Here is a 24,804-nt window from a genome sequence, read left to right on the forward strand (position 1 = left end):
CCACGTCGCCGATCTCCCGCGACGACTCCCCCAGCTTGTTCATCGTGCCGGTGGTGGTGTGCACGGCCGACACCGCGCCGGTGGCCACCCGCGCCGCCTCCTGGGCGTTCCGGGCGATCTCCCCGATCGAGACCGTCATCTCCTCGCCGCCGGCGGCCACCGACTGCACGTTCGTGGACACCTCGTCCGCGGTCCGCGACACCACCTCGGCCTGCTCGGCCGTGCGGCTCGCCGAGCGGCCTACCTCGGCGGCCACCTCGGTCAGCCCGCCGGCGGCCAGGCGCAGCTGCTCGGAGGTGCGCCCGATGGAACCGAAGACCGTGCGGATCCGGCCGGTGGCACCGTCCAGCGCTGCTGCGATGTCGGCGATCTCGTCGTTGCCCTGGTCGTCGATGGTCTGCGAGAGGTCGCCCGCAGCAACCCCCTTGGTCACCAGCACCACCCGGTTGACCCGGCGGGTGATGGCCCGGGAGAGCAGCAGGGTGGAGATCAGCACCAGCACCGCCCCGGCCACCAGGAGCACGGTGATCACCATGGTCATCATCGCGGCGGTGTCGTCGGCCTCCTTCTCCAGGTCGACGACGGCGGCGTCGAGCACGTCGGCGGCGTTGCCCACCGCCTCGTCGGTGGCGTCGTTCGCGGTCTGGATGGCCTCGTAGTCCAGCCGCGCGGCGGTCTGGTCGGCCACCGAGGCGTCGATCACCGCCGAGATGCCCTGCACGTACTCGTCGAAGGCGGCGCGCATGCCGTCGACCATCTGCTTGTCGTCCTCGTGCAGGGGCAGGGCGTCCAGCTCGGTGAACAGGTCGGTCACGGTCTGCGTGTCGTCGGCCAGGTCCTGCTTCAGATCGGCGGGGGTGGGCGAGAGCAGGGCCTTGTAGCCGTCGACCTTCAGCTCGCTGGCCCGGGTGTCCAGCCGGCGGATCAGCTGAGCGGCCTGCAGGTGGCTGCGTTCCTCGGCCTGCAGTTCGCGGCCCTGGGCGGCGAGGCTCAGCGCCGCCACGTTGCTGAGCACTGCCACCGCCAGCCCGATGGCCCCCAGCAGGGCGAGTCTCCGGCCGATCGTGAATCTGAATCCGCGCACCACAGCCGCCTTCCGGTCCCCTTTCTGGGGACATGACGCAGCCCACCCCGTCGGAGGGCCCGCCAGTCCATCGGCAGCCGCCGAGGATTGCTGAACCGGCCGCCGAAGGGGCGCCGGCCCCGATGCCCGTGCCAATCGTCCTCAATCGGTTCTCTCCGTGCGAAAGATCTTGGTTCAGCGGCGCTTCGGACTTCGGCGGAAGCGTCTGCGGGTGCGGCCCCGAGGGCCGGGTGCCAAGGTCGCAGGCATGGTTAACGTCGGATACACCCTGATGTGCGAACAGACCGACCCGCGCAGCCTGGTCCGCGACGCGGCCGCTGCCGAGGAGGCCGGGTTCACCCTCGCCGTGATGAGCGACCACTTCTTCCCCTGGCTCGACGCCCAGGGCCACAGCCCGAACGCCTGGGCCACGCTCGGTGCGGTCAGTCAGGTCACCTCCAGCATCGAGCTGATGACGTACGTGACCTGCCCGACCGTGCGCTACCACCCGGCCGTGGTGGCCCAGCAGGCCGCGACCGTGGGGCTGCTCAGTCAGGGCCGGTTCACGCTGGGCCTGGGCTCCGGCGAGAACCTCAACGAGCACGTCGTGGGTCGTGGCTGGCCGCCGGTGAACGTGCGGCACGAGATGCTCACCGAAGCCGTCGACATCATCGGCGCACTCTTCGACGGTGGCTATGTCTCCTACAGCGGCAAGCACTTCCACGTCGACTCGGCGAGACTGTGGGACCTGCCGGAGACCCGGGTGCCGATCGGGGTGGCGGTCAGCGGGGCCCAGTCGGTACAGGCCTTCGCCCCCAAGGCCGAGGTGATGATCTCGACCGAGCCGGATCCGGAACTGGGCCGGGGCTGGGACGCGGCGAGCGCCTCCAGCACCCCGGCGCGCAAGGTCGGGCAGCTCCCGGTCTCCTGGGACACCGACCGCGAGGCGGCCGTGGCCCGGGCGCACGAGCAGTTCCGCTGGTTCGCCGGGGGCTGGAAGGTGAACGCCGAACTGCCCTCGACCGCCGGGTTCGACGCCGCCAGCCAGTTCGTCCGCCCGGAGGACGTCGCCGGGCAGATTCCCTGCGGCACCGACGTCGAGGCGATCATCGAGGCGCTGAAACCCTTCAAGGACGCCGGTTACACCGACGTCGCCCTGGTGCAGATCGGGGGCGACCAGCAAAGGACGTTCGTGGAGGCTGCGCAGAAGGAGCTGTTGCCCGGTATCCGGGAGACTTTGGGTAAGAACTAGCTCGCGCTGACGGCGCGGCCGCGCTCCACCGCGTCGAGCACCACGTCGGTGACGGCGCCCCGGCGGGCGAAGGCCGCCCGCTGACGCTCGGCTCCGGTGCCGTGCTCCAGCAGATCGTGCAGTTTGCTCTCGACCAGGTCCAGGTCGCCGTGCCGGATCAGTGAGTGCCGGACCTGGTCGACCAACTGCTGCACCCGGGTGGCGGCCGGGAACGCCTGGCCGGAGACCGGGTCCAGCAGTTCGCCGGTCAGCCCGTGCCGGGAGGCCAGCCAGGCCGCGCCGCGCAGCAGTTCGGGCCGGGCCACCACCGGCCAGGGACCGCTGGCCGCGGCCGAGTCGACCAGGGCCCGGCACAGGGCGGCGACCACCAGCGCGCTGTCCGGTTCGGCGCCCACGTCGGCCACCCGGATCTCGACCGTGGGGTAGCGGGCCGAGAGGCGGGCGTCGTAGTAGACCATCCCGGTGTCGATGATGACCCCCGAGCTGATCAGGGTCTCGACCATCGCGTGGTAGTCGGCCGGATTGCGGAAGGGCGCGGTCGGGCCGGCGCTGGGCCAGCGTTCCTGGATCTGCCGGCGGTAGCTGGCGTAGCCGGTGTCGGCGCCCTGGTGGAACGGGGAGTTCGCGCTGAGCGCCAGCACCACCGACAGCCAGGGCTGGACCCCGTTGATCGCGACGATGCCCTCGGCCTCGGATTCGATGCCGACGTGGACGTGCACACCACAGGTGAGCACCTCGGTGGCGGTCGGACCGAAGCTGGCGGCCATGTGCCGGTAGCGCTCTTCCGGGAAGAGCGTGGGCTCGATCGCCACCGGGCTGAGGCCCAGGCCCGCCACCGACACCCCGGAGCGGGCCGCCCGCCGGGCCAGGTTCCGTCGGCGCTGGTCCAGGTCCCGGGCCAGGTCGCCGAGCTCGGTGCGGGGCCGGGAACCGGTCTCGGCCTGCTCCTGCTGGAGCTCGTGCTCGATGCCCTCGTCGGCCCCGGTGGCCACCCGGGGCCCGGCCGGGCTCGGCACCCCCTCCTCGTCGACCAGGAGGAACTCCTCCTCCACCCCGACCGTGCGGCTGCGGCTCATGCCGCCAGTCTGGCGACGATCAGCTCTCGACGCGCGGGGAGCGCGCCCGGTACTCGTCGATCAGTTCGGAGGCCCGGGCCTTGGTCAGGTCGGCGGGCATTTCCTCGCCGACCTCGCGGGCCAGCGTCTCCAGGTAGCTGAGCTGAGCTCCGGTGGGCGGCTCGTCGCCGGTGACCCACTCCTGCGGCGGCTTGCTGGTGCTGGCCGCCACGCTCTCGTCGGTGGTCTCAGGTGTGTTCTGGCTCATGCCCGCAGACCCTAGGTCGAACAACCGTTCGACGCCTGCCGAGACGTCCCTGAGCAGGGGATCAGGCGGTGATCAGGCCAGGCAGTCGCGTCCGGCGGCGCCGTTCTCCTGGACCATCGACGGGTCGATGGCCAGGTCCAGGGCCAGCCCCTGGGACTGCACCCGGACCTTCTCCAGGGTGGCGCCCTCGGGCAGGTCCAGGTCGACCGAGCGCGGTTTCAGCTGACTCTCCCCGTTCTCGTCGTTGAGCAGGTCGCCGGCGAAGAGCGAGATCAGGCCCACGCCGATGGTGCGACCACCGATGACGATCGACTGCGGGGTCACCGTCATCTGTTTGCCGTCGGGTTCGAGGCTGACCAGGACCTGCAACGGCTGACCGGCGACGTCTTCCGGCAGGGTCACCGCCAGGAGGCCGTCCTGCTCACCGAGGGTGGCACCGGCCAGGTCGTCCGCCGAGCCCTCGGCGGGCGCGGCCAGGGCTCCGGCCAGGCTGTCCCAGGGCAGGCTCACCGCGGCCTCGGCCGACTTCAGGGTCGGCGGGTCGCCCAGCCCGAGGCCGTGCAGGGTGATGCTCAGCTCGCCGCCGGCCACCGGGGAGGCCTCGACCGCTGCGTCTTCCTCGGCGGGCTGCATCGAGTCGGGAGCCAGGCCACTGATGGTGACCTGCTCGACCTCGCGCGCGGCCAGCTCGACCAGCATCGGCCGCTCGCCCAGCGAGACCTTCGGGGTGATCGTGTCGTCGCCGGTGGCGCACCGCAGGGCCTGCACCACGCCGTCCTTCACGTACTGCGTGAGCACCAGGTTGGCGACCACGGCCAGCGCCACCAGGAGCACCACGCAGGTCAGCGCCGAGATCAGGACCAGACGACGGCGGTTGCGCCGGCGGGGCGGTCGGCCCTGACCCAGTTCCTCGCCGGGTTCCGTATCGGGTTCCGAGATCGTTGCGGCCTGGGCATCGTCCGAGTGCTGCACGTCGCTCCGCTCCGTCCCACCCCTGAACTGCGTCGCCCCCATGGAACACCATCGGCTCACCCGCAGGGGGCGGCCGTTCAAGTGAGGACCGCCCACCGACTGCACATCCTCCCATCTGGTGATTCCCGGCCAACCCCGCCACAAATGTCTTCAGGCCCTTGCACACTGGCCAGGACGGAACGCCGGTCCGGACGGGTGAGCGGGAAGCGGAACCGTCAACCGCCTGTACCCGTGACCGATGGAGAGCCGTGACGCAGCCCCGGTACGCCATGGGGGCAGGACATCCGATCCGCTGGGCCTCGGTCGCCGGGCTCCTTCTGTCCACCGTCACCCTGCTGGGCGCGCTGAGCACCGTCGCGGTCACCGCCGACGCCCCGTTCGCCCTCGCCGAGGCCCTGAACTGTGGCCTCGCGGGCTACCTGGCGGTGGTCACGGTGCTCCTGCTGCGCCGGCGGCCGGGCGAGGGGCCCGAGGCCGAGGCCTGGCGGTACCTGCTGCTGGGTTCGCTGATCCAGACCTTCGCGGTGCTGGCCGGGCAGTCCGCGGCCATGCTCGCGCACGGCTCGTACCCGGCCGGGGTCGACCTCGGCTGGATCGTCTTCACCGTGGGCTGCTGCGCCGCCGCCCCGTTCTTCTACCTCGGCCTGGTGCGCTGGAAACTCGCGCGCACCGCCCTGGCCGACCCCAGCGACCTGCTCAACGGCGTCGGCGCCTGGATGCTGATCGTGGCCATCGCCAACATCGGGCACCGGCCCCCGCTCGTCGACGGTGCGGCCCTCGCCTTCTGGCGCACCGAGGCCGGCTACGCCCTGATCGGGGCCGGTTTCGTCCTGGTCGGCTCGGCCCTGGCGATCGCCAACATCAGCGGCCTGGCCCGGGACCCCCGGGCCTGGCTGGTGGCCGGGGCGATGTCCTTCCCGATGCCGGTGGCACTGGCCCCGCTGGTCTTCGGCGAGGGACGGCACGCCCACGGCGCGATCGCCTCCCAGGGGCTGATCCTGGTGGCGGCCGCCCTGATCGGCCTGGCCTCGCAACGCCGGGCCACGGCCGTCGAGATCCGCCCCGCGATCACCGAGTCGAGCACCGCCGGGGCGCTGACCGTACTCGTGGCCGGCATCTTCGTGCTGGTCCAGCAGGCCCTCTGGGGCCCCGGCGACCCCCTGGTCACCGGCCTGGCCACGGCCGCGCTGCTGGGTGCCTGCTACCGGTTCATCACCGTGGTCCACGAACTGGCGGTGCTGGCCCGGGCCCGGCAGGAGGCCCTCACCGACGAGCTCACCGGTGCGGCCAACCGGCGCGCCATGGTCCTGGCCATCGACCAGGCCCTGGACCGCCGGCAACCGGCCGCCCTGCTGCTGATCGACCTTGACCGGTTCAAGCTGATCAACGACCGCTACGGCCACGCCGTCGGCGACCGGCTGCTCCAGGACGTCACCACCAGCTTCCAGCAGCACATCCCGGAGGGTGGGCTCCTGGCCCGGCTGGGCGGGGACGAGTTCGCCGTCCTGCTGACCGGCCCGGCCGCGGGCGACGCCGAGGCCACCGCCCGACGGCTGGCCGAGGCCGGGGCCACCTACCGCAACCTGGACGGGCGTCCGGTGCGGGTGCACGCCAGCGTCGGGGTGGCGCACAACGACCAGCCGGAGATGCCCGGGGTCGAACTGCTGCGCCGGGCCGACGTGGCGATGTACCGGGCCAAGGCCTCCGGCAGCGGGACCGGCCTGTACGACTCGGCCCTGGACGCCGCCGCCCAGGAGGAGCAGGAACTGGCCGAGGACCTGGAGTGGGTCTGCTCGCAACCGACCGCGGTGCAGGAGCAGTTCCAGGTCTTCTTCCAGCCCCAGGTGCGGATCGGCGACCACCGGGTGGTCGGCGCCGAGGCACTGGTGCGGTGGCAGCACCCGCGGCACGGCCTGCTCGGCCCGGCCCGGTTCGTGGACCTGGTCGAGAACCAGGGGCTGATGGACGTCCTCACCGAACGGGTGCTGCACGAGTCGGTCACCCAGTGGCAACGCTGGCGGGAGGCGGGCCTGCAGTTGCGGGTCTCGGTGAACCTGTCGGCCGGATTCCTGGCCGACCCCCGGCTGCTGGAGATCCTCGACGACGTCCTGGCCCGGGACATCGACCCGTCCTGGTTCGTCATGGAGATCACCGAGACCGGTTTCATGGTGGACCCGCGCCGGGCCGGCAACACGATCCGGGCCATGGCGATGCGGGGTTTCGGGATCAGCATCGACGACTACGGCACCGGGTACTCGTCGCTGAGCTACCTGAACGACATCCCGGCGGCCGAACTGAAGATCGACCAGGCGTTCACCCGGCGCATCCTGGCCGACGAGCGCACCGCCGCGATCGTGGCGGGCACGGCCCAGATCGCCCACCGGCTGGACCTGCGGCTGCTGGTCGAGGGGGTGGAGGACGAGGCCACTCTGGCCGTGCTCGGCGACCTGGGCTGCGACGAGGCGCAGGGGTACCTGTGGGCACCCCCGCTACCCGCCGACGCCTTCGTCACCTGGCTGGACCGCTACGAGTCACGGCCGGCCGACAGCTACTTGGCCAGGAAGGCCAGCAGCGCCTCGTTGAACTCGGTCGCGTGAGTGACGTTCATCCCGTGCGGACCGCCCTTGATCACGTGAACCTCGGCCCCGGGCACGGTCTCGGCCACCCGCTTGCCGCTGACCTCGAACGGCACGATCGCGTCGCTGTCGCCGTGGATGACCAGCGTGGGGATGTCGATCTTGGCGACGTCGGGCCGGAAGTCGGTGGTCCCGAACGCGGCGATGCACTCCAGCGTGCCCTTCGGCGAGGCGAAGGCGGCGATCTGCCGGCAGTACTCCTTCAGCGGCTCACTGACCAGGTCGTGCCGGTCGCCGGCGGCGAAGAAGTTGTCGATGAAGTTCTTCAGGAACGCCGGGCGGTCGAGAGCGACCCCGTCCTGGAACGCCTTGATCGTCTCGTCGTCCAGGCCGCCCTCGGGGTTGTCGGGGGCCTTGTACAGGTACGGCGGCACCGCACCGGCGAAGACCGCCCGGGCCACCCGCTCGGTGCCGTACGTACCGATGTAGCGGGCCACCTCGCCCCCGCCCATCGAGAACCCCACCAGGGTCACCTGGTTCAGGTCGAGCTGGGTGAGCAGGGTGTCCAGGTCGGCCGCGAAGGTGTCGTAGTTGTAGCTGTTCCAGGGTTGTGAGGAGTCGCCGAACCCGCGCCGGTCGTAGGTGATCACCCGGTGCCCGGCGGCGATCAGGGCGGGCACCTGGTTCTCCCACGACCGGCCGGACAGCGGCCAGCCGTGGATCAGCACCACCACCGGTCCGGATCCCTGGTCGGTGTAGTGCAGTTCGACGTCCTCGACCGGGCTGCTGACGATGACCTTGGGCACGGGACCTCCAGTGATGACGGAAGATGACTGCCCGTGAGCTTAGGGTCACCCTTTCACGGCGCCACTCAACCCGGCGCCGCGCAGGAAGAATCGCTGGAACACGAGGAACAGAACCACCGGAATCAGGGTGGAGAGGAACAAGGCGGCCAGAAGCACGTCGAGCTGGATCAGATCGGCCAGGACGGGCAACCGCACCGAGAGCGGCTGTTTCGCCGGATCGGGCAGCACCAGGAGGGGCCACAGGAAGTCCTTCCAGGCCGCGACGACGGCGAAGACCGAGACCACCCCGAGGATCGGCCGGGACATCGGCAGGACGATCGACCAGAACAGCCGGAACGGGCCGGCCCCGTCGACCATCGCCGCCTCGAACACCTCGCGCGGCAGGTTGTCGAAGAACCGCTTGACCAGGATGACGTTGAACGGACTGGCGGCGGCCGGCAGCCAGACCGCCCAGAACGAGTTGATCAGCGAGACGTCCAGGCCGGGGACGTCGAGCACGGTCAGGTAGAGCGGCACCAGCAACACCACGGAGGGCACCAGCATCGTGCCCAGAACCAGTGCGGTGAGCAGCTTCCCGTAGCGCGGCCGGAGCACCGAGAGGGCATAGCCGGCGGTGGTGGCGACCAGCATCTGACCGGCCCACGAGCCACCGGCCACGAACACCGTGTTCAGGAAGTAGTGGTCGAGATTCTCCTGGTTCCAGGCGGTGGACAGGTTGGCGAAGTCGAAACCGTTCGGCCACAACGCCATCGGCTGACGCAGGGTGTCACGGGTGGGAGTGATCGCAGCCTTGGCCAGCCACAGCAGTGGTCCCAGACCGACCACCAGCAGAAAGCCGAGCAGACCCACCTCGGTGACCCTGATCGTCCTTCTGACACTGCTCTGCCGGCGCTCGTGACTCGAGACGATGCCGCGATCGGGTTGGTCGGGCGAAACAACAATGGACGATCGGGGCCGGGTTGCGCTCACGACTGGCTCCAGGAGCGGGTGAGACGGAAGTACAGGGCAGACAGCAGGGCCAGGACACCGGCGAGCATCACGCTGGCGGCCGTGGCGGCCCCGAAGTCACCGCTCAGGCTGCTGCCGAACGCGTAGTTGTAGATCAGCAGGAGGACGGTCAGGGTGGCGTCGGCCGGGCCGCCCCCGGTGAACAGGTACGGCTCGAGGAAGACCTGTGCGGTGCCGATCAGCTGCAGGATCAGCGTGATCAGGAGAATCCCGCGCAGCTGGGGAAGGGTGACGTGCCAGACCTTCTGCCAGAGCGAGGCCCCGTCGACCTCGGCCGCGTCGTAGAGCTCCGGAGGCACCGCGGTGAGGGCGGCCAGATAGATGATCACCGTGCCGCCGGCCGCGGCCCAGGTGGCCTCCAGCACCAGCGAGGGCATGGCCAGGGACGAAGAGTTCAGCCAGGCGTAGGGGCCCAGCCCGACCCAGCCGAGCAGCGTGTTGAACACCCCGTCGGGGCCGCCGTCGTAGAAGAACTTCCAGAGCAGGACGGCGACCACCGGGGGCACCACCACCGGCAGGTAGGCCAGGGCGGTGTAGACCCCTCGCCAGCGCCGGACCTCGCTCATCAGCACGGCCAGCACCAGGGGCACCGGATAGCCGAACACCAGGGCCAGGGCGGCGAAGTAGCCGGTGTTCTTCACCGCCGTCCACAGTTGCGGGTCCTGCAGCACGTAGGCGTAGTTGTCGAGCCCGACGAACTCGGCCGGGTCGACCAGGTTGGTCTGCTGCAGGCTCATCAGCAGCGCCCGGGCGATCGGGTACCAGGAGAACACTCCGAACGCGATCAGCATGGGCAGCAGGAAGATCACCGCGGCCAGGCCGTTGCCCCGCACCCACCGCCGCAGCGCGCCCCCGCGCCCACCGGCCGGATCACGCCGGTGGACGTCGGGGGCACCCGCTGCCGGGCGTTCGATCACGCTCATCCTCAGCTCCGGTCGAGGATGGTCTGGACCTTGGCGTCGGCCTGGTTCAGCAGTTCGCCGGCGTTCGCGTCCTGGTCGGTGAGGATCTTCTGCACCACCGGGTCGAGGGCCGCGTAGAGATCCTGGGTGGCCACCGGCGGCTCGGGGACCAGGGGCTGGCTGAACGCCGCGTCGGTGTAGTGCTTCATCTGCTCGAGCGGCACGTCCACGTAGTCGGCGATCCAGCCCTGACGTTCCTGCTCGGTGGCCTGGTCGAAGACCGGCAACTGGGGAGTGCCCACCGGCTGCTTCTCGGCCTGGCGGTTCTCGGCGTCGCGCTGGGCGCCCTCCTCGGTGATCAGCTTCTGCATGTAGAAGAAGTCGATCCACTGGACGGCGGCCTTCTTCTGCGCCTCGTCGGCCTTCACACTCACCGCGGCCAGCGTGCCGCCGCCCAGCACCCCGGCGTCGGTGCCTTCCAGCGGCAGCACGGTCAGGCCGTAGTCGGCCGGCTTGATCGCGTTCTGCGCGACCAGGTTGTCGTAGGTGGCGCCGCCGGTGATGTACATGCCGATCTTGCCCGCCGCGAAGGCCTGGTTGATCGCGTTCCAGTCGTAGCCGAAGTTCGAGCCCATCGAGTTGTCCTCCCAGCGCATCGCCCGGATCAGCTCCAGGGCCTGTACCGCGCCGGGGTTGTCCACCGTGGCCTGCTGCTTGTCGCCGTCGGCCTGGCTCATCCGGCCACCCATCGCGTAGGCCTCGGTGGAGAGGATCCAGCCCCCGGTGTTGCCCTTGGTCATCACCGCGTACCCGGCCTGACCGGTCCGGTCGGCGATCTGTTTGGCAGCGGAACGAATCTCGGCCCAGGACGTGGGCGGCTGGTCGGGATCGAGCCCGGCTTCCTCGAACAGTGCCCGGTTGTAGTGCAGGGCCTGCCCATAGGCGGCGGTCGGCAGCATCTGGGTCTTCCCGTCCTCGCTCTGCCCGGCGCTCACCACGTTCGGATTGAACTTGGTGGCGTAGGGCAGCTCGGCCACTTGTTCGCTGATGTCGGCGACCTGCCGGCGGGCGATCAGGGTACGGCCGTCGGTGAACGGGATGGTGAACACGTCGGGGAGCGTGCCGCCGGCCAGCTTGGTGGCGAAAGTCGGCCCGGTCCAGGTGTATTCCTCGCGCTTCACGTCGACGTTCGGGTACTTCTTCTCGAACGAGGCGATCTGCTGGTCGAACGAGCGGATCGCTTCGGGGGTCAGGCCGGCGTCGCTGGCCACCGTGATCGAGACCTTCCCACCGGCGCCCTCTTCACCTTCCGAATCGCTGCCGCACGCGGACAACAGGCCGAGGCCGGCGATACCGGCGAAGGCCAGGGCGGCGGTTGAGCGGATGGACATCATTGTCGCTCCTAGGTTTTGCGTTAGGGACCGGTGTGATTCAGTGCCGCAGCCAGGCGGCGGTGTCCGGAGGCAGGAACCCTTCGGCCAGTGGGCCACTGGCCAGAAGGAGCTCGGCCGGTTCGGGCAGGGGCACCGGTTCGGTGCCCAGATTGACCATGCAGACGAAGTTCGCCGGACGGCGGAAAGCAAGGACGTCTGCGGACGACGTAAGCCAGCTGAAGTCGTCCGTAAGCAGTTCTGTTCTTCTGGTCCGCAAAGCGGCGCGGTAGAGAGCCAACATCGAATCGGGCTCGTTCTCCTGCTGTTCCACGCTGCGTGCCGCCCAGTCGGCCGGCTGCGGCAGCCACGGTTCAGCGATCGCTGCGTCTGGGCTGAAACCGGCAGTCGGGTTCGAGGCGGACCAGGGCAGCGGCACCCGGCACCCGTCGCGACCCGGATCCCGTCCGCCGCTGCGGTAGTGCATCGGATCCTGCCGCCGCTCAGCCGGAATGTCCTCGACCTCCGGCAGTCCCAGTTCGTCGCCCTGGTAGATGTAGAGAGAGCCCGGCAGAGCAGCCACCAGCAGCGCCGCTGCCCGCGCCCTTCGGGTGCCCCGATCAAGGTCGGACGGAACGCCGAAACGCTTGGCGGCGAACGAGAACGACGAATCCGCGCGCCCGTAGCGGGTGACCGGCCGGGTCACGTCGTGGTTGGAAAGAACCCAGGTGGCGGGGGCACCGGTGGGGGCGTGCGCAGCCAGCGTCGCCTCGATCGAGGCCCTGAGCTCCTTGGCCTCCCAGGGCCGGGCCATGAAGTCGAAGTTGAAGGCGGTGTGCATCTCGTCGGGGCGCAGGTAGCGGGCGAAGCGCTCCACGTCTTCAAGCCACAGTTCTCCTACCAGGATGCGCTCGTCCGGGTAGGAATCGGCCACTGCCCGCCACGCCCGGTAGATGTCGTGCAGTTCGTCCCGGTCGATGAACGGGTGCGCTCCCGGTTCCGGCCGGGCCGGCACCTCGGGCAGCGCCGGATCCTTCACCGGCATCGCCGCCGAGTCGATCCGCACCCCGGCCACCCCGCGGTCGAACCAGAACCTCAGGATCTCCTCGTGTTCCGCCCTGACCTGCGGGTTCGACCAGTTCAGATCGGGCTGCTGAGGGGTGAACAGGTGCAGGTACCACTCCCCCGGGCGGCCGTCCGGGTTCACCGTTCGGGTCCACGTGTCGCCGGAGAAACTGGACACCCAGCGGGTCGGCATCTGGCCACCGTCAGGACCCTTGCCCGAGTGGAACCAGAACTTCTGACGGGCAGGCGATCCGGGCCCGGCTGCCAAAGCCTCCACGAACCAAGGGTGAGCGCTGGAGACGTGGTTGGGTACGACGTCGACAATTGTTCGAAGCCCTAGCCCGGAGGCCTCGACGATCAGACGTTCGGCCTGTTCCAGAGTGCCGAAAGCGGGCTCTATGGACCGGTAGTCGGCTACGTCGTAGCCGCCGTCGGCCATCGGCGACGGATACCAGGGCGTGAACCAGATCGCGTCTGCGCCGAGGTCGGCCAGGTAGCCCAGCCGGGCCCGAACCCCCTCCAGATCGCCCACCCCGTCGCCGTCGGAGTCGGCGAAGCTGCGCACGTAGACCTGGTAGATCACGGCGTTGCGCCACCAGGGCGGGTTCGTCACGTTTCGCCTACCTCCTGCGCCGGGGCGCATCAGGTGGAAACAGACGTCGGGGCACCGGGCGACGACGCTGTGACCGGAATGCTTCGGGCTTCGCCACGCAGCGAAGCCTTGAGTGTGATCACCGTAAGATTGCGCATCCGCTTTTGCAAGAGTCGGATGGTTTTGCGCAATCAATCAACAAGCCGTCGCAGAACCTCGTCAACGTTGTCCGGCCGACATGCGTGAGCGACCCGCGGGCATGACCCCGGGTAGAAGGTTGCTGCGGCTACGCGTCAGCTACGCGGGACAGCCCCGGTGGAGGAACGCACCACGAGCTCGGGCTCGAAGAGCAGCTCGCGATCCATCGTCATGCCGCCGTCGATCTGGTTCAGCAGCAGGGTCAGTGCAGCCCGGCCCATCGCCTCGATCGGCTGCCGCACGGTGCTCAGCGGCGGGTCGGTGCAGTTCATCAGGAACGAGTCGTCGAAGCCCACGACCGAGAAATCTCCGGGCACGCTCAGGCCGGCCCGACGGACCGCCTTGACGCCCCCCAGGGCCAGGATGTCGCTGGCGAAAATAGCCGCTGTGGCCTTGCGTTCGATGAGCAGGGAAGCCGCCAGCTGGCCGCCCTCGACGGTGAACATGGTGTGCTCGACCAGGTCGGCGCACTGCAGGCCGGCCCCCGCCACCAACTTGCCGAACGCCTCGCTCTTGCGGCGGGACGGCACATGGTCGGGCGGGCCGAGGACCAGCCCAATACGTTCGTGCCCAAGCGATCTCAGGTGCGCGAAGGCGAGCTCGACGGCGGCCGAATCGTCGGTCGAGACCGTGGGGAATCTGAGCTCTTTCACTGCCGCGTTGAGCAGAACCACGGGAATGCCGCGATTCTCGAGCTGGACGAAGTGGTCGTGGGTGGCGTCGGCCTCGCTGGACGCCCCGCCGAAGAAGACCACGCCGGAAACCTGCTTCTCCAGCAGCATCTCGACATAAGCGGGCTCACTCATGCCCCCGGCCGAGCTGGTGCACAACACCGGCGTGAGCCCGCGATGCACGATACCCCCGGCCAGGACCTCGGCGAAGGCCGGGAAAATCGGGTTCTGCAGCTCGGGCAGGATGAGCCCGACCAGACGGGCCCGGTCTCCCCTGAGCTGGGTCGGCCGCTCGTAGCCGAGCACGTCGAGGGCGGCGAGCACGGAGCGCCGGGTGGCCTCACTGACGCCGGGCCGGCCGTTGAGCACGCGACTGACGGTGGCCTCGCTGACGCCGACCTTCTTGGCCACCTCAGCTAGTCGTCGCGTCATGGAAGAAGACTACGCCGTTGCGCAAGCGGTTTGCATCTGTTGCGCAAGAGGAAGGGTGAGAAGGCTGGTTGGGGGTCGAAAAAAGAGGGGGTGGACTGGTCGGCGGGCGAGGGCGAGGTGGTCGCCGAGTGGGGGTGAGTTGAGTGGCGGGCGTGGGGTGGGTGGTCGGCGGGTGAGAGTGACCTAAGAGGCGGGTGGAGGTGAAGGGCTGGGGTCGAATGGATTGGGAGATCAGAGGCGGGTGCGGCGGGCGAGGGAGGACAGGGTGAGTCAGGAGGTGGGATGTGGAACGAGATGCGGGGGTTAGGTGCCTAGGGGGTTGAGGCCGGGAGAGGGTTAGCTGCCCGGGGTTAGGCGCCCGGGTTAGGTGTCGGGCGAGGTGAGCGTTGAGAAGTGGGGGCGGGCCGCATCTCGCTGAGCCAGTGGTTGCAAGTCGCCTGAGAAACCGTATTCAGAAATGGGTTTCGACCGGTTTCCGCTCTCGGCTGTTGACCACCACGAGAACCGCCACACCGGCCACGATCAGCACGTCGCCGATACTGAACACGTTGGCCAGCGGCAGGCCCTCCGGAATCGCGAACACGTCTCCCAGCCAGAGCAGGCGGGGATTCTCCAGCACCCCGGAGTTGGTGAAGCCTTCTTTCCCCTCCAGGCCGGCCGTTCTCACCGCCCACTCCGAGGCCGGCAGTGTGCCCCCGTTGACCGCGATGGTGACGCCGTTCAGCACCGCCCCGGCAGCCAGCAGGGGCACGCCGCGGATGGCCCGGTTCAGCCAGAGGAAGAGGCCGGCCAGGCCGTAGGTGGCCAGGTGAATCCCCGCAGCCAGCCCCTCGGGCAGGTCGGTGAGCACGGTGATCACCAGAACCTGCAGGATCAAGGCCAGCGGGAGCAGCCACCAGGCCCGGATCGGCACTTGCCCCAGTCGCTGGAAACTGCCTCCGGTGAGCGGGACCGCAAGCACTGCGAGCAGGGCCAGGACTGCCACGATCATGCTGGTTTCTCCACCTGACGAGCCCTGAGCGCCACCGGGGACCGCCCTGTCTGCACGGCGTGCGGCCGCCGCAGTTCGCTCAGCGCGTTCGCACAGCCCTCCGGGTCCCAGCGGCGCAGCCATTCGTCGAAACCGGCTGCCGGAAGCGGCGGCTGGACGGTGAAGCCCTGGATCACGTCGCAGCCCAGAAGCTGCAGACGGCGCCAGGTCTCGCTGTCCTCCACCCCCTCGGCGACCACCCGCAGCCCCAGGTTGTGGCCCAGCTCGACGGTCGAGCGCACGATGATCTGGTTGTTCTCGTCGCTGGTCATCCCGATGATGAAGCTGCGGTCGATCTTCAGTTCGTCGACCGACAGGCGCTTGAGGTAGGCGAGCGAGGAGTAGCCGGTGCCGTAGTCGTCGATGGCGATCCTGATCCCGCCGGCCCGGAGCATGGCCAGCACCGCGACCGCGCGGTGCGGGTCGGTCATCACCGTGTTCTCGGTGACCTCGAGGGTGAGCAGCGCCGGGGGCACCCGGTGGCGGGTGAGCAGGGCCTCGACCTGTTCGGGCAGGCGCACGTCGGACAGGTGCCGGACCGAGAGGTTCACCGCCACGCCGAGCCAGCGGCCCTGGTCGAGCCAGGCCCGCACCTGCCGGATCGCCTCGTCCAGCACCACCAGGGTGAGCTGGGTGATCAGCTCGGTGGTCTCGGCCACCGGGATGAACTCCTCGGCGCCGAGCAGGCCCCGTTCGGGGTGGTGCCAGCGCACCAGGGCCTCCGCCCCCACCACCTGCCCGGTGTGGGTGTCGCACTTGGGCTGGTAGTAGACGGTGAGCTGGCCGGCGGCCAGGGCGTCGTGCAGCTGGGTCAGCATGAGCAGTCGCTCTGTGGTGTTCTGGTCCTTGCTCGGGTCGTAGACCGCGACCCCGCCACCGTCGCCCTTGGCCAGGTACATCGCGATGTCGGCCTTGGCCAGCAGGTCGGCGCTGCCGTGGGCGTGCTGGGGAGCCAGCGCGATGCCGATGCTGGCCCGCACCTCCAGGCGGACGCCGGCCACGCTGACCGGCTCGTCCAGGGTGGCGGTGAGCCGGTCGGCCAGGGCCCGGGCCTGGACCAGCGGCGGCGCATCGGCGGCCGGGAGCTCGGTGAGCACGGCGAACTCGTCACCGCCGAGCCGGGCGACGGTGACCTCGCCGGGAACCGCCGAGCGCAGCCGGTTGCCGATGTCGCGGATCAGGGCGTCGCCGGCCTCGTGGCCCAGGGTGTCGTTGATCTCCTTGAAGTGGTCCAGGTCGATGAACATGACCCCGACCGCGTTCTCACCCGACTGCCGGCCGGCCAGCGTCTGGTCGAGCTGGAGCAGGAAGTACGAGCGGTTGGGCAAACCGGTGAGGGGGTCGTGGCGAGCGCTGTCGCGGTGCTCCAGGGCCAGCCGGGAGACCACCTGCACCGCGCCGATCGGCACCAGCAGCAGCGGCAGCAGCCAGAGCGAGAAGTCGGCCACGGCCAGGAAGATCGGGGCCATCGCCACTGTCGAGCCCGCCGTGGTGAGCTGCTGGCGCAGGTCGACCCAGAACCGGCCGAGCACCCACTGCCGGCCGGCCAGGGTGATCACCGTGATCACCAGGCCCATGTTGATCAGCAGATAGATCACCGCAGCCGCCATCGCGGCCGCCACATCGGCACCGCGGAAGTCTCTGGGGGTCAGGAAGGCCTGACCGTCGATCAGGCAGAAGACCCAGCGGGCGGCCGCCGCGGACAACACGTACTGCGCCAGGTTGAACACCGGTTTGAGCCAGTGCTTGCCGCGCTTCAGGTCGTCGACCACCAGCGGGATGATCTGGGCCAGGATCACCAGACCGAGCGGCGCGACGAAGATCGCGGCCACCGCGAACGTGGTCGACAGCGTCAGGGCGCACGAGCCGCCCTCCCGCAGAGCGACCTCCACCTGCACGAACTCGCCGACGACGATGCCGGCCAGGAGCAGGAGGACGACCGCCCGGTCGACCCCGAACGCCGTCGGCTCGACGAACAGGGCCCCCAGCGACCAGCTCAGCAGCGGGAACGCGAGCAGGGTGACACCGGCGACGAACAGGCCGAGCGGCGTGGCCGAAGGGACCCGACGCCGAAGCGCGACCACGGATCCGCTGCCGGCCATGCCACCCTTCCTCGCCGGGCCCACCCGGTTCCGGGCCGGCTCTCGGACCGGCCGAGACCGATCGACGGATGGATCAGGCGGGCGCCTGGCGGAGAACCGCCGTGCGGGCCGTCACCACTTGTAGGACGCACCCACCAGCGTGGCGAGAGTGACGACAGAAGCCACGACTCCGGCGGCCTTGACGTAGGCCGTTGCCTTGAACTCGTTCATCGGACCCTCCTCGTACCCGACCAGACGAAAGCCCGTCCGCGCTGGCCCGCGGGTCGAAGGCACGGGAGTCGGCGGACCGGTCCCGACGGCTGTTCCAGCAACTGCCCACACGGCAGTCCACTTCGACCCGCCCATTATCGCCATATTCGTCCGTTATGGACAGGAATCTGCGCAGATCCGCCGTAAAGCCGGAAGAGCGACGAAAGATCCGTCACACCTTCCTATCGGACATCCCGCGACGCAGACACCACCTCGGTGATGCGACCTGGGTCACACCGCTTCGCCGGGTATGCCCGGATCAGATCGCGCGGCTGCGTCCCTGCCCGAGCGCGATCAACCGGCACACCAGGTAGATGGCGAACGAGATGGTGGTGACGTAGGGGCTGATCGGCACACTGCTGCCGAGGGCGAGCAGGATGCCGCCGATCATCGAGACGGTGGCGAACAGGATGCTCAGCACGGTCGCGCCGACCGTGGTGGAGGCCAGGCGGACGGCCGCGGCCCCCGGGGTGACCACGATGCTCAGCACCAGCAGAGCCCCGACCACCTGCACGGCCATCGCCACGACCAGGCCCAGCAGGAGCATGAACAGCAGAGAGAGCGCCCCCAGCGGGATGCCCCGGGCCTGCGCCACCTCCGGGTCGGTGCTGGCGAACGAGAGCGGGCGCCAGATCACCAGCATCACCAGCGCGACCACCACCGAGATCACCGCCAGCCAGGACAGGGCGGGCGTGTCGATGGCCACGATCTGCCCGGTGAGCAGGCCGAACTTGTTGGCGGCGCGGCCCTCGTAGAGGGCCAGGAACAGCACGCCGAGGCCGAGGCCGAACGGCATCAGCACGCCGATCCAGGAGTTGCGGTCACGGGCCCGCACGCCCAGCAGGCCGATCAGCAGGGCGGCCAGCACCGAGCCGACCAGCGACCCGGCCACCACGTTCAGGCCGAGCAGGAGGAAGCCGGAGGCGCCGGCGAACGAGAGCTCGCTGATCCCGTGCACGGCGAAGGGCAGGTCCCGCATCACCACGAAGGTGCTGATCAGGCCGCCGACGATGCCCAGGATCAGGCCGGCCAGCAGGGAGTTGTGCACCAGCGGCAGCAGCTCGCTGTAGTCGGTGAAGTTGAAGATCTTGTCCCAGCTCACGGCTGCGCCGCCGGTTCCGGGTCGTGGACCGGCCGGTCGGGGATGCCGACCACGACCAGCTGGTCACGCACCCGCAGGACGTCGACCGGGGACGAGTACAGCCGGGTCAGCGTCTCCGACGTCATCACCTCGTCGACCGGCCCGATGGTGAAGCGTTGGCCGGCCAGGTAGAGCACCCGGTCGACGTAGGGCAGGACCGGGTTGATCTCGTGGGTCACGAAGACCACGCCGGTGCCGTGGTCGCGGCGGCGCCGGTCGACCACCGCGGACACCTCGCGCTGGTGGTTCAGGTCGAGCGAGAGCAGCGGTTCGTCGCACAGCAGCAGCCGCGGGTCGCAGACCAGGGCCTGGGCGATGCGCAGCAGCTGCTGCTGGCCGCCGGAGAGCCGGGAGGCCGGGGCGTCGGCGAACCGGGTGGCCCCGACCTCGGCCAGGGCCGCGTCGATGCGCTCGCGACGCTGCCGCCGGTTGAAGATCGGCGGACCCCACTCGTGCCCGTCCAGGCCGAAGCCCACCAGGTCACGGGCCCGCACCGGGGTGAGCGGGTCGAAGCGCCGCTGCTGCGGGACGTATCCCACGTCCCGGCGGGCCGCCTGGGGCGAGCGGCCGAGCACGCTGATCGTGCCCGCCGACAGCGGCTGCAGGCCGAGCAGGCAGCGCAGCAGCGTGGTCTTGCCCGAGCCGTTGGCGCCGAGCACAGCCACGAACTCACCCGGACGGACGGTCAGGTCCAGGTCTTTCCAGAGCGGCTCACCGGCCTCGAACCCCAGTGCGGCACCGCTCAGGCGCACCAGTTCAGCGTCGTTTTCGCTCATCATCCGAGCGCCGAGGTTACCGCCTCCACGTTGGCCTTCATCCAGCCCACGTAGTTCTGCCCCTCCGGGAGCGTCTCGGTGACCGCGACCGTGGGCACCCCGTCCTTCTCGGCCTGGGCGAGCACCTTCTCGGTCTCCGGGCTGGTGGTCTGCTCGTTGTAGACGAGCACCTTGACGTCGCCGCTGGAGAAGATCTTGAGCGTCTGGTCGAGCACCGCGACGGACAGGTCGCTGCCCTCTTCGATGGCCTCGCTGAAGCCCTCGGGGGTCTTGTTGACCAGGCCCATGTGGTCGAGCAGGTAGAGCGGCACCGGCTCGGTGATCGCCGCGCCCTCACCCTGGTGCTCGGCGGCCGCGGCCTCCTGCAGCTCGATCACCCCGTCGAGCTCGGTGCTGAAGGCCTTGGCGTTGGCGGTGAACTCGGCCGCCTTCTCCGGCCGGGCCCGGCCCAGGTCGGCCGCGATCTGGTCGGCGACCTTCTGCATGCTCTCCAGGTCGTACCAGACGTGCTCGTTGAACTCGCCGTGCTCGTGGGCGTGCTCCTCCTCGGCGTGCTCTTCCTCTTCGGCGTGGGACTCCGCCGCCGCGGACTCCTCCTCGGCGTGCTCCTCGTCCTCGGCGTGCTCCTCGAGGCCGGAGACCTCGACGGCGTTGATCACCGTGGCCGACTCGCCCGAGGTCTGCAGCAGCTGATCCATGAACTCGTCGTAGTGCCCGCCGTTCTGGATCACCAGGTCGGCCTTGGACACCGCCAGCTGGGTACGGGTGTCGGCCTCGAACGAGTGCGGGTCCTGGCTGGCGCTGTCGATGATCGAGGTGACCTCGACCGCGTCGCCACCGACCTGGGCGGCGATGTCGCCGTAGACGTTGGTCACGGCCACCACGTTGAGCACGCCCGACACCGCGGCGCCGGACTCGCCCGCCCCCTCTTCGGAGCTGCCGCAGGCCGCCAGCCCGAGCACCGCCACCGATGCCGTGCCCAGGACGAACGCACGCCCCTTCCGGCCCCGCCCAACGTTCCACGCCATCACGACGCCCGCCCTTCCGAAGTACCCGAACCCGAAGTAGTTACTTGAGAATGATCCTCATAAGCGTTTTCACGCTACCACGGAGGTCGTCTGCAACCCGAACGGGCGCAGCCGCGTCTGAGGTGAGACGATCATCAAGGTCCGGGAACTCGATCATTCAAGGCATAACGGACAGTCCAGCCGGGAGGGCGTCATGGGGAAGACCGAGACCACGTCCGAGAAGCAGACCCAGCCGCTCTCGACCAGCTCGAACAACGGCCTGGAGCGGGCCCGCGACAGCGTGCGGCGCGGTGTCCTGAGCCGCCGGGGCAAGGAGGAGCCTGGTGAGGGCGGCTCCGGGAACGCCGGCGGCAGCACCGTGGTCAACCGCGAGGCCCGCCGGCCACGCTCCCGCCTGCTCACCCTCGCCCTGGTGATCGCGGTGCTGCTGGTCTCCGGGGCGCTGGCGCTCAACCTCACCACCGGTGCGCTCGACCGACTGAACCCCTTCAAGGGCATGTTCGGCACCACCTCGGTCGACCGGTCCGGTCCGGCGGTGCTGAAGTCGATCCAGGACCTGGGCCAGTTCGAGGCCGCCAGCGGCTACTACGAGCTGGTGGTCGACGTGGAGAAGGACGTCAAGCCGGTGCCCTCGTTCCTGGCCGGGCAGCGCACGCTGTTCATCGCGGCCGGCTCGGTGGACATCGGCGTCAACCTCAGCAACCTGGGCGAGGGGGCGGTGAAGGTGAACGGGGACCGCACCCACGCCACCATCGACCTGCCCGCCCCCACGCTGAGCGCGCCCACCATCGACTACGACCGCAGCTACGTGTACAGCCAGGACCGGGGTCTGTTCGACCGGGTGCAGGACGCCTTCAGCGACAACTCCGACGAGACGCGGCAGCTGTACTCGCTGGCCTCGCAGCGCCTGGCCGAGGCCGCCGCCGAGACCGACGACCTGCGCGACCGGGCCGAGAAGAACACCCGGGCCACGCTCGAGGGGCTGCTCCAGCCGCTCGGGTTCACCCAGGTCACGGTGAACTTCGTGGGCTGAGCGAACCGCGACCACAACCGAATGGGGGACGTTCGTGCGCGAGTCGCGCACGAACGTCCCCCATTTGGTTTGTGCGGGGTTCTACTGCTGCTTGAGCCGCTGCTCGTAACCGACCAGCTTCACGCAGGTGGCCAGCGCCTGCACGGCCGCCTCGAGGTCGGCCAGACCCGGGAAGGTCGGGGCGATCCGGATCACCGAGTCCTTCGGGTCCTGGCCCAGCGGGTGAGTGGCACCGGCCGGGGTCAGCACCACACCGATCTCGGCGGCGCGGGCCACCACCGCCGACGCGCAGCCCTCCGGCACCTCGAGGGTGACGAAGTAGCCGCCCTTGGGCTCGGTCCAGGTGGCCAGCCCGGTGCCGCCCAGCTGCTCACCGAGGATGCGCAGGGTGGCCTCGAACTTGGGGCCGATCACCGCGCGGTGCTTGTCCATGTGCGCCAGCACGCCCTCGGCGCTGCCCAGGAAGGCGGCGTGCCGCAGCTGGTTGACCTTGTCCGGGCCGATCGAGCGCTTGCTGAGGTTGCCCAGCCACCACTTGACGTTGGCCTCGGAGGCGCCGAAGAAGCCCACGCCGGCCCCGGCCAGGGTGATCTTGGAGGTGGACCCGAAGACGAACACCCGGTCGGCGTGGCCGGCGGCGGTGGCCAGGCCGAGGATGTCGGCGATCTCGACCCGCTCGTCGGTGAGGTGGTGCACCGAGTAGGCGTTGTCCCAGAAGATCCGGAAGTCCGGTGCGGCGGTGGGCATCTCGGCCAGCCGCCGGACGACCTCGTCGGAGTAGGTGACGCCGGTGGGGTTGCTGTACTTCGGGATCGCCCAGATGCCCTTGATCGAGGCGTCGTCCGCGACCAGGCGGGTGACCAGGTCCATGTCGGGACCGTTCTCGTCCATCGGCACCGGGATCATCTCGATGCCGAACCGCTCGCAGATCGAGAAGTGCCGGTCGTAACCGGGCACCGGCGCCAGGAACTTGATCGGGCCCGCGTCGACCCAGCGGGACTCGGCTCCCGGCAGCTTGCTGAGCAGCGCCTGGACGAAGGCGTCGTGCATCAGCTCGAGGCTGGAGTTGCCCGCCGCGACCAGCTGGGCCACCGGCACCTGGAGCAGGCCGGCGAAGATCTCCCGCAGCTCCAGCAGGCCGTTGAGGCCACCGTAGTTACGGGTGTCGGTGCCGTCGGCGGCCTTGAACTGCTTGCTGCCGGGCAGCGTGAGCAGGTCGTCGGCGAGGTCGAGCTGGTCGGGCGACGGCTTACCCCGGGTGAGATCGAGCTTCAGGCCGCGGCCGGCCAGCTCCGAGTAGTCCTGCCGAGCGCTGTCGAGGAGCGCGGTGAGGTCCTGCGCGCCCAAGTCGGTGGTCATCGTCTCTCTCCCGGGGAGCTGCTGAGTGGCATGTGCCGACAGCGACTTTACCGGCGTGGACGGGTGCCCTGACCAATCGGCGACCATCCTGCACCCCTGCCCCAGGCTTTTCGCCGGTCAGCGATTTCCCGCCACTGACCGGCGATTTCGCAAGATTTACGTCAGCCCGGCCAGACCGCGAGAGCAGCGCGGGCCTCTTCCCAGGCGGCGGCGAACAACTTCTCGTCGTGCTCGGCCGCCCCGGCGATCCGGCCGTGCAGCAGACCGAACGTGAATCCGTTCTCGCCCGCCCCGAAGGCCCGCACCGCGAGATCGCGCAGCCACTGCCGCTGGACCACCCCGTCCTGATGGTTGCCGAGCGTCTCGGTGATGCCCTCCATCGCCTTGCCCACGCTCTTGGCCTGCTTGCCGATCGCCGGCCGGGCCGCCTCGGCCGCGTAGCGGGCCCGCTTGGCCTTGATCCGGACCTCGTGCAGGTGGAAGTCGTGCTCCGGGCTGCCGACCGTCTCGCCGGCCAGCACGTCGACGTGGTCACGGACCCGGCGGGCGGCCTTGCGGACCATCTTGCGCAGTTCGTCGGAGGCCGGGTTGCTGGCCCGCTCGGTGTAGGGCGGGTCGGCCAGGAACGCCTCCAGCGCGTCGACCAGCGCGAGGTAGCGGTCACCGTCGAGCTCGGCGATCGCCTCCTTGTGGGCGGACTTGTACTCGGCGTTCATCTCCAGCCGGATGCGCCGGGCGACCGGGCCGAGCACCAGCTCGGCGGGCAGGGCGGCCACGTCGGCCAGCAGCTTCTCGCGGATCACCTCGGCGTCGCGGACCGGGCCGAGCACGTCCGAGCCCAGCCACTTCAGCTCCTCGCGCAGCTCGGTGACCGAGTCCTCGGCGAAGAGCGGCTTGAAGGTGGCCAGGGCGGTGCGCAGGCGGCGGGTGGCCACCCGCATCTGGTGCACCGCGTCCTCCTGGTTCAGCCGGACCCGCGGGTCCATGGCCGTCAGCTGGGCGAACTGGCCGGTGAGGTAGTCGTGGGCCACGTCCCCGGCGGCGACCGGGGCGACCACCACGGTCTGGACCGGCTGCACGACCTTGACGCGCTTGTCCTTCTTCCCCTTCTTCTTGCGGGAAACCGGCTCGATCAGCAGGTCCTCCACGGAGGGGACGATCTGGTCCAGGTCCTCGGCCTCGAGCTCGGCCGGGTCGGGGGTGCCCAGCCGGCGGCCGAGCGCCCGGCTGATCTTGGAGTGCACGTCCGAGGCCCGGGCACCGCTGCCGAGCAGCAGTTCGCGCGCCGCGGCGAGCAGTTCCAGGTCGCCCTCGACCAGCTCGACCTCGATCTCGCGCCAGGCCGTGGCCTCGGTCTCCTCACCCAGCGAGTGGGCGCTGACCAGGTCGTCAGCCACCTCGGCGAGCACCGTCCCGTCCTCGGCCAGCAGCTCGCGCACGACCCGGCGGGTGGAGATCAGGGCGACCGGGGCCACCGGGGCACCGCGCAGCTGCACCCGGACCAGGCCGAGCAGGGCGGCCGGAACGGTGCGGACGCTGCGGCCCAGCGGCTTGCGGATCTCCAGCCGGCTGTCCGCCTCGTCGCCCTTGATCGGCTGCTTGAGCTTCAGGTGCCAGCCGGCGTCGGCACCCCCGGTCCGGCGGCGCAAGGTGGTGCCGCCGCGGATCAGCCGGAAGTCCTCACTGTCCAGGTAGGTGGCCTCGAGGAGGTGCTCCTGCTCCTCGCTCACGGCGGCCACACCGGGCAGACCGGCCAGGTCGGGGAGCGCGAAGTCAGGATCGGCGTCCAGTTTGATCTCGATCTCGTGATGCGTTCCCGCTGCCACTGACCTGTCCTTTCCTTGGAATCGTCTGCG

At 69.8% G+C, this 24,804-nt stretch carries 20 protein-coding genes; 3 read left to right on the forward strand and 17 right to left on the reverse strand.

Annotation, left to right across the window (positions count from 1 at the left end; all coding sequences use genetic code 11):
- Window positions 1–1,084, reverse strand: a 1,084-nt coding sequence (locus LWF15_RS31510; RefSeq protein WP_232814629.1) for a methyl-accepting chemotaxis protein, incomplete at its 3' end; no start/stop codon positions are given.
- A gap of 247 nt (window positions 1,085–1,331) precedes the next feature.
- Between LWF15_RS31510 and LWF15_RS31515 the strand changes: the two genes are divergently transcribed.
- Window positions 1,332–2,315, forward strand: a complete 984-nt coding sequence (locus LWF15_RS31515) for a TIGR03557 family F420-dependent LLM class oxidoreductase (protein ID WP_232814630.1) — start codon at window positions 1,332–1,334, stop codon at window positions 2,313–2,315.
- On the opposite strand, the gene LWF15_RS31520 is transcribed toward LWF15_RS31515, so the two are convergent.
- The 3 genes from LWF15_RS31520 to LWF15_RS31530 all read right to left on the reverse strand — a co-directional run bounded on the left by LWF15_RS31520 (window position 2,312) and on the right by LWF15_RS31530 (window position 4,610).
- The gene (locus LWF15_RS31520) at window positions 2,312–3,391 is read right to left on the reverse strand and encodes a carboxylate-amine ligase (RefSeq protein WP_232814631.1); all 1,080 of its coding nucleotides are present in this window, start codon (window positions 3,389–3,391) and stop codon (window positions 2,312–2,314) included. The genes LWF15_RS31515 and LWF15_RS31520 overlap by 4 nt on opposite strands.
- 19 nt (window positions 3,392–3,410) lie before the next feature.
- Complete coding sequence (locus tag LWF15_RS31525; RefSeq protein WP_232814632.1) at window positions 3,411–3,638, reverse strand: DUF3072 domain-containing protein; 228 nt, start codon at window positions 3,636–3,638, stop codon at window positions 3,411–3,413.
- Between the two features lie 72 nt (window positions 3,639–3,710).
- Window positions 3,711–4,610 (reverse strand): LmeA family phospholipid-binding protein, encoded by a 900-nt coding sequence (locus tag LWF15_RS31530; protein ID WP_232814633.1) that lies wholly within the window; start codon window positions 4,608–4,610, stop codon window positions 3,711–3,713.
- Window positions 4,611–4,858: 248 nt separating this feature from the next.
- Between LWF15_RS31530 and LWF15_RS37050 the strand changes: the two genes are divergently transcribed.
- A complete protein-coding gene (locus tag LWF15_RS37050) occupies window positions 4,859–7,207 on the forward strand; it encodes a putative bifunctional diguanylate cyclase/phosphodiesterase (protein WP_332879949.1) in 2,349 nt (782 codons plus the stop codon).
- On the opposite strand, the gene LWF15_RS31545 is transcribed toward LWF15_RS37050, so the two are convergent.
- From LWF15_RS31545 to LWF15_RS31595, 11 genes are all read right to left on the reverse strand, one after another.
- Complete coding sequence (locus LWF15_RS31545; protein WP_232814634.1) at window positions 7,159–7,992, reverse strand: alpha/beta fold hydrolase; 834 nt, start codon at window positions 7,990–7,992, stop codon at window positions 7,159–7,161. The genes LWF15_RS37050 and LWF15_RS31545 overlap by 49 nt on opposite strands.
- Before the next feature lie 45 nt (window positions 7,993–8,037).
- Window positions 8,038–8,961, reverse strand: a complete 924-nt coding sequence (locus LWF15_RS37960; RefSeq protein ID WP_232814635.1) for a carbohydrate ABC transporter permease — start codon at window positions 8,959–8,961, stop codon at window positions 8,038–8,040.
- Window positions 8,958–9,923 carry a carbohydrate ABC transporter permease gene (locus LWF15_RS31555; protein WP_232814636.1) on the reverse strand — a complete coding sequence of 322 codons (966 nt, stop codon included), beginning with the start codon at window positions 9,921–9,923 and terminating at the stop codon, window positions 8,958–8,960. Before LWF15_RS31555 ends, LWF15_RS37960 begins: the two co-directional genes overlap by 4 nt.
- 2 nt (window positions 9,924–9,925) lie before the next feature.
- A complete protein-coding gene (locus tag LWF15_RS31560; protein WP_232814637.1) occupies window positions 9,926–11,293 on the reverse strand; it encodes an ABC transporter substrate-binding protein in 1,368 nt (455 codons plus the stop codon).
- A gap of 40 nt (window positions 11,294–11,333) precedes the next feature.
- A complete protein-coding gene (locus LWF15_RS31565; RefSeq protein WP_269811182.1) occupies window positions 11,334–12,980 on the reverse strand; it encodes a glycoside hydrolase family 13 protein in 1,647 nt (548 codons plus the stop codon).
- A 242-nt stretch (window positions 12,981–13,222) separates the two neighbouring features.
- A complete protein-coding gene (locus tag LWF15_RS31570; protein ID WP_232814639.1) occupies window positions 13,223–14,230 on the reverse strand; it encodes a LacI family DNA-binding transcriptional regulator in 1,008 nt (335 codons plus the stop codon).
- A 451-nt stretch (window positions 14,231–14,681) separates the two neighbouring features.
- Window positions 14,682–15,221 (reverse strand): DUF5317 domain-containing protein, encoded by a 540-nt coding sequence (locus tag LWF15_RS31575; RefSeq protein WP_232814640.1) that lies wholly within the window; start codon window positions 15,219–15,221, stop codon window positions 14,682–14,684.
- Window positions 15,218–17,362: a putative bifunctional diguanylate cyclase/phosphodiesterase gene (locus LWF15_RS31580; protein ID WP_232814641.1), complete on the reverse strand. Its 2,145-nt coding sequence runs from the start codon at window positions 17,360–17,362 to the stop codon at window positions 15,218–15,220. The genes LWF15_RS31575 and LWF15_RS31580 overlap by 4 nt, the downstream gene beginning before the upstream one ends.
- A gap of 508 nt (window positions 17,363–17,870) precedes the next feature.
- Window positions 17,871–18,713 (reverse strand): metal ABC transporter permease, encoded by an 843-nt coding sequence (locus tag LWF15_RS31585; protein ID WP_232814642.1) that lies wholly within the window; start codon window positions 18,711–18,713, stop codon window positions 17,871–17,873.
- Entirely contained in the window at window positions 18,710–19,528 is an 819-nt protein-coding gene (locus tag LWF15_RS31590) for a metal ABC transporter ATP-binding protein (protein WP_232814643.1), read from the reverse strand. The genes LWF15_RS31585 and LWF15_RS31590 overlap by 4 nt, the downstream gene beginning before the upstream one ends.
- Complete coding sequence (locus LWF15_RS31595; protein ID WP_232814644.1) at window positions 19,528–20,556, reverse strand: metal ABC transporter solute-binding protein, Zn/Mn family; 1,029 nt, start codon at window positions 20,554–20,556, stop codon at window positions 19,528–19,530. The genes LWF15_RS31590 and LWF15_RS31595 overlap by 1 nt, the downstream gene beginning before the upstream one ends.
- Before the next feature lie 193 nt (window positions 20,557–20,749).
- Between LWF15_RS31595 and LWF15_RS31600 the strand changes: the two genes are divergently transcribed.
- On the forward strand, window positions 20,750–21,589 hold the full coding sequence (locus LWF15_RS31600; RefSeq protein ID WP_232814645.1) for a DUF4230 domain-containing protein: 840 nt from the start codon (window positions 20,750–20,752) through the stop codon (window positions 21,587–21,589).
- Window positions 21,590–21,670: 81 nt separating this feature from the next.
- On the opposite strand, the gene LWF15_RS31605 is transcribed toward LWF15_RS31600, so the two are convergent.
- A complete protein-coding gene (locus LWF15_RS31605) occupies window positions 21,671–22,948 on the reverse strand; it encodes an aminotransferase class I/II-fold pyridoxal phosphate-dependent enzyme (RefSeq protein ID WP_232814646.1) in 1,278 nt (425 codons plus the stop codon).
- Between the two features lie 161 nt (window positions 22,949–23,109).
- Window positions 23,110–24,774, reverse strand: coding sequence for a CYTH and CHAD domain-containing protein (locus LWF15_RS31610; protein ID WP_232814647.1), 1,665 nt, complete (start codon window positions 24,772–24,774; stop codon window positions 23,110–23,112).
- Between the last annotated feature and the right edge of the window lie 30 nt (window positions 24,775–24,804).

The sequence above is a fragment of the Kineosporia rhizophila genome (assembly GCF_021277265.1).
Classification (GTDB): Bacteria; Actinomycetota; Actinomycetes; order Actinomycetales; family Kineosporiaceae; genus Kineosporia; species Kineosporia rhizophila.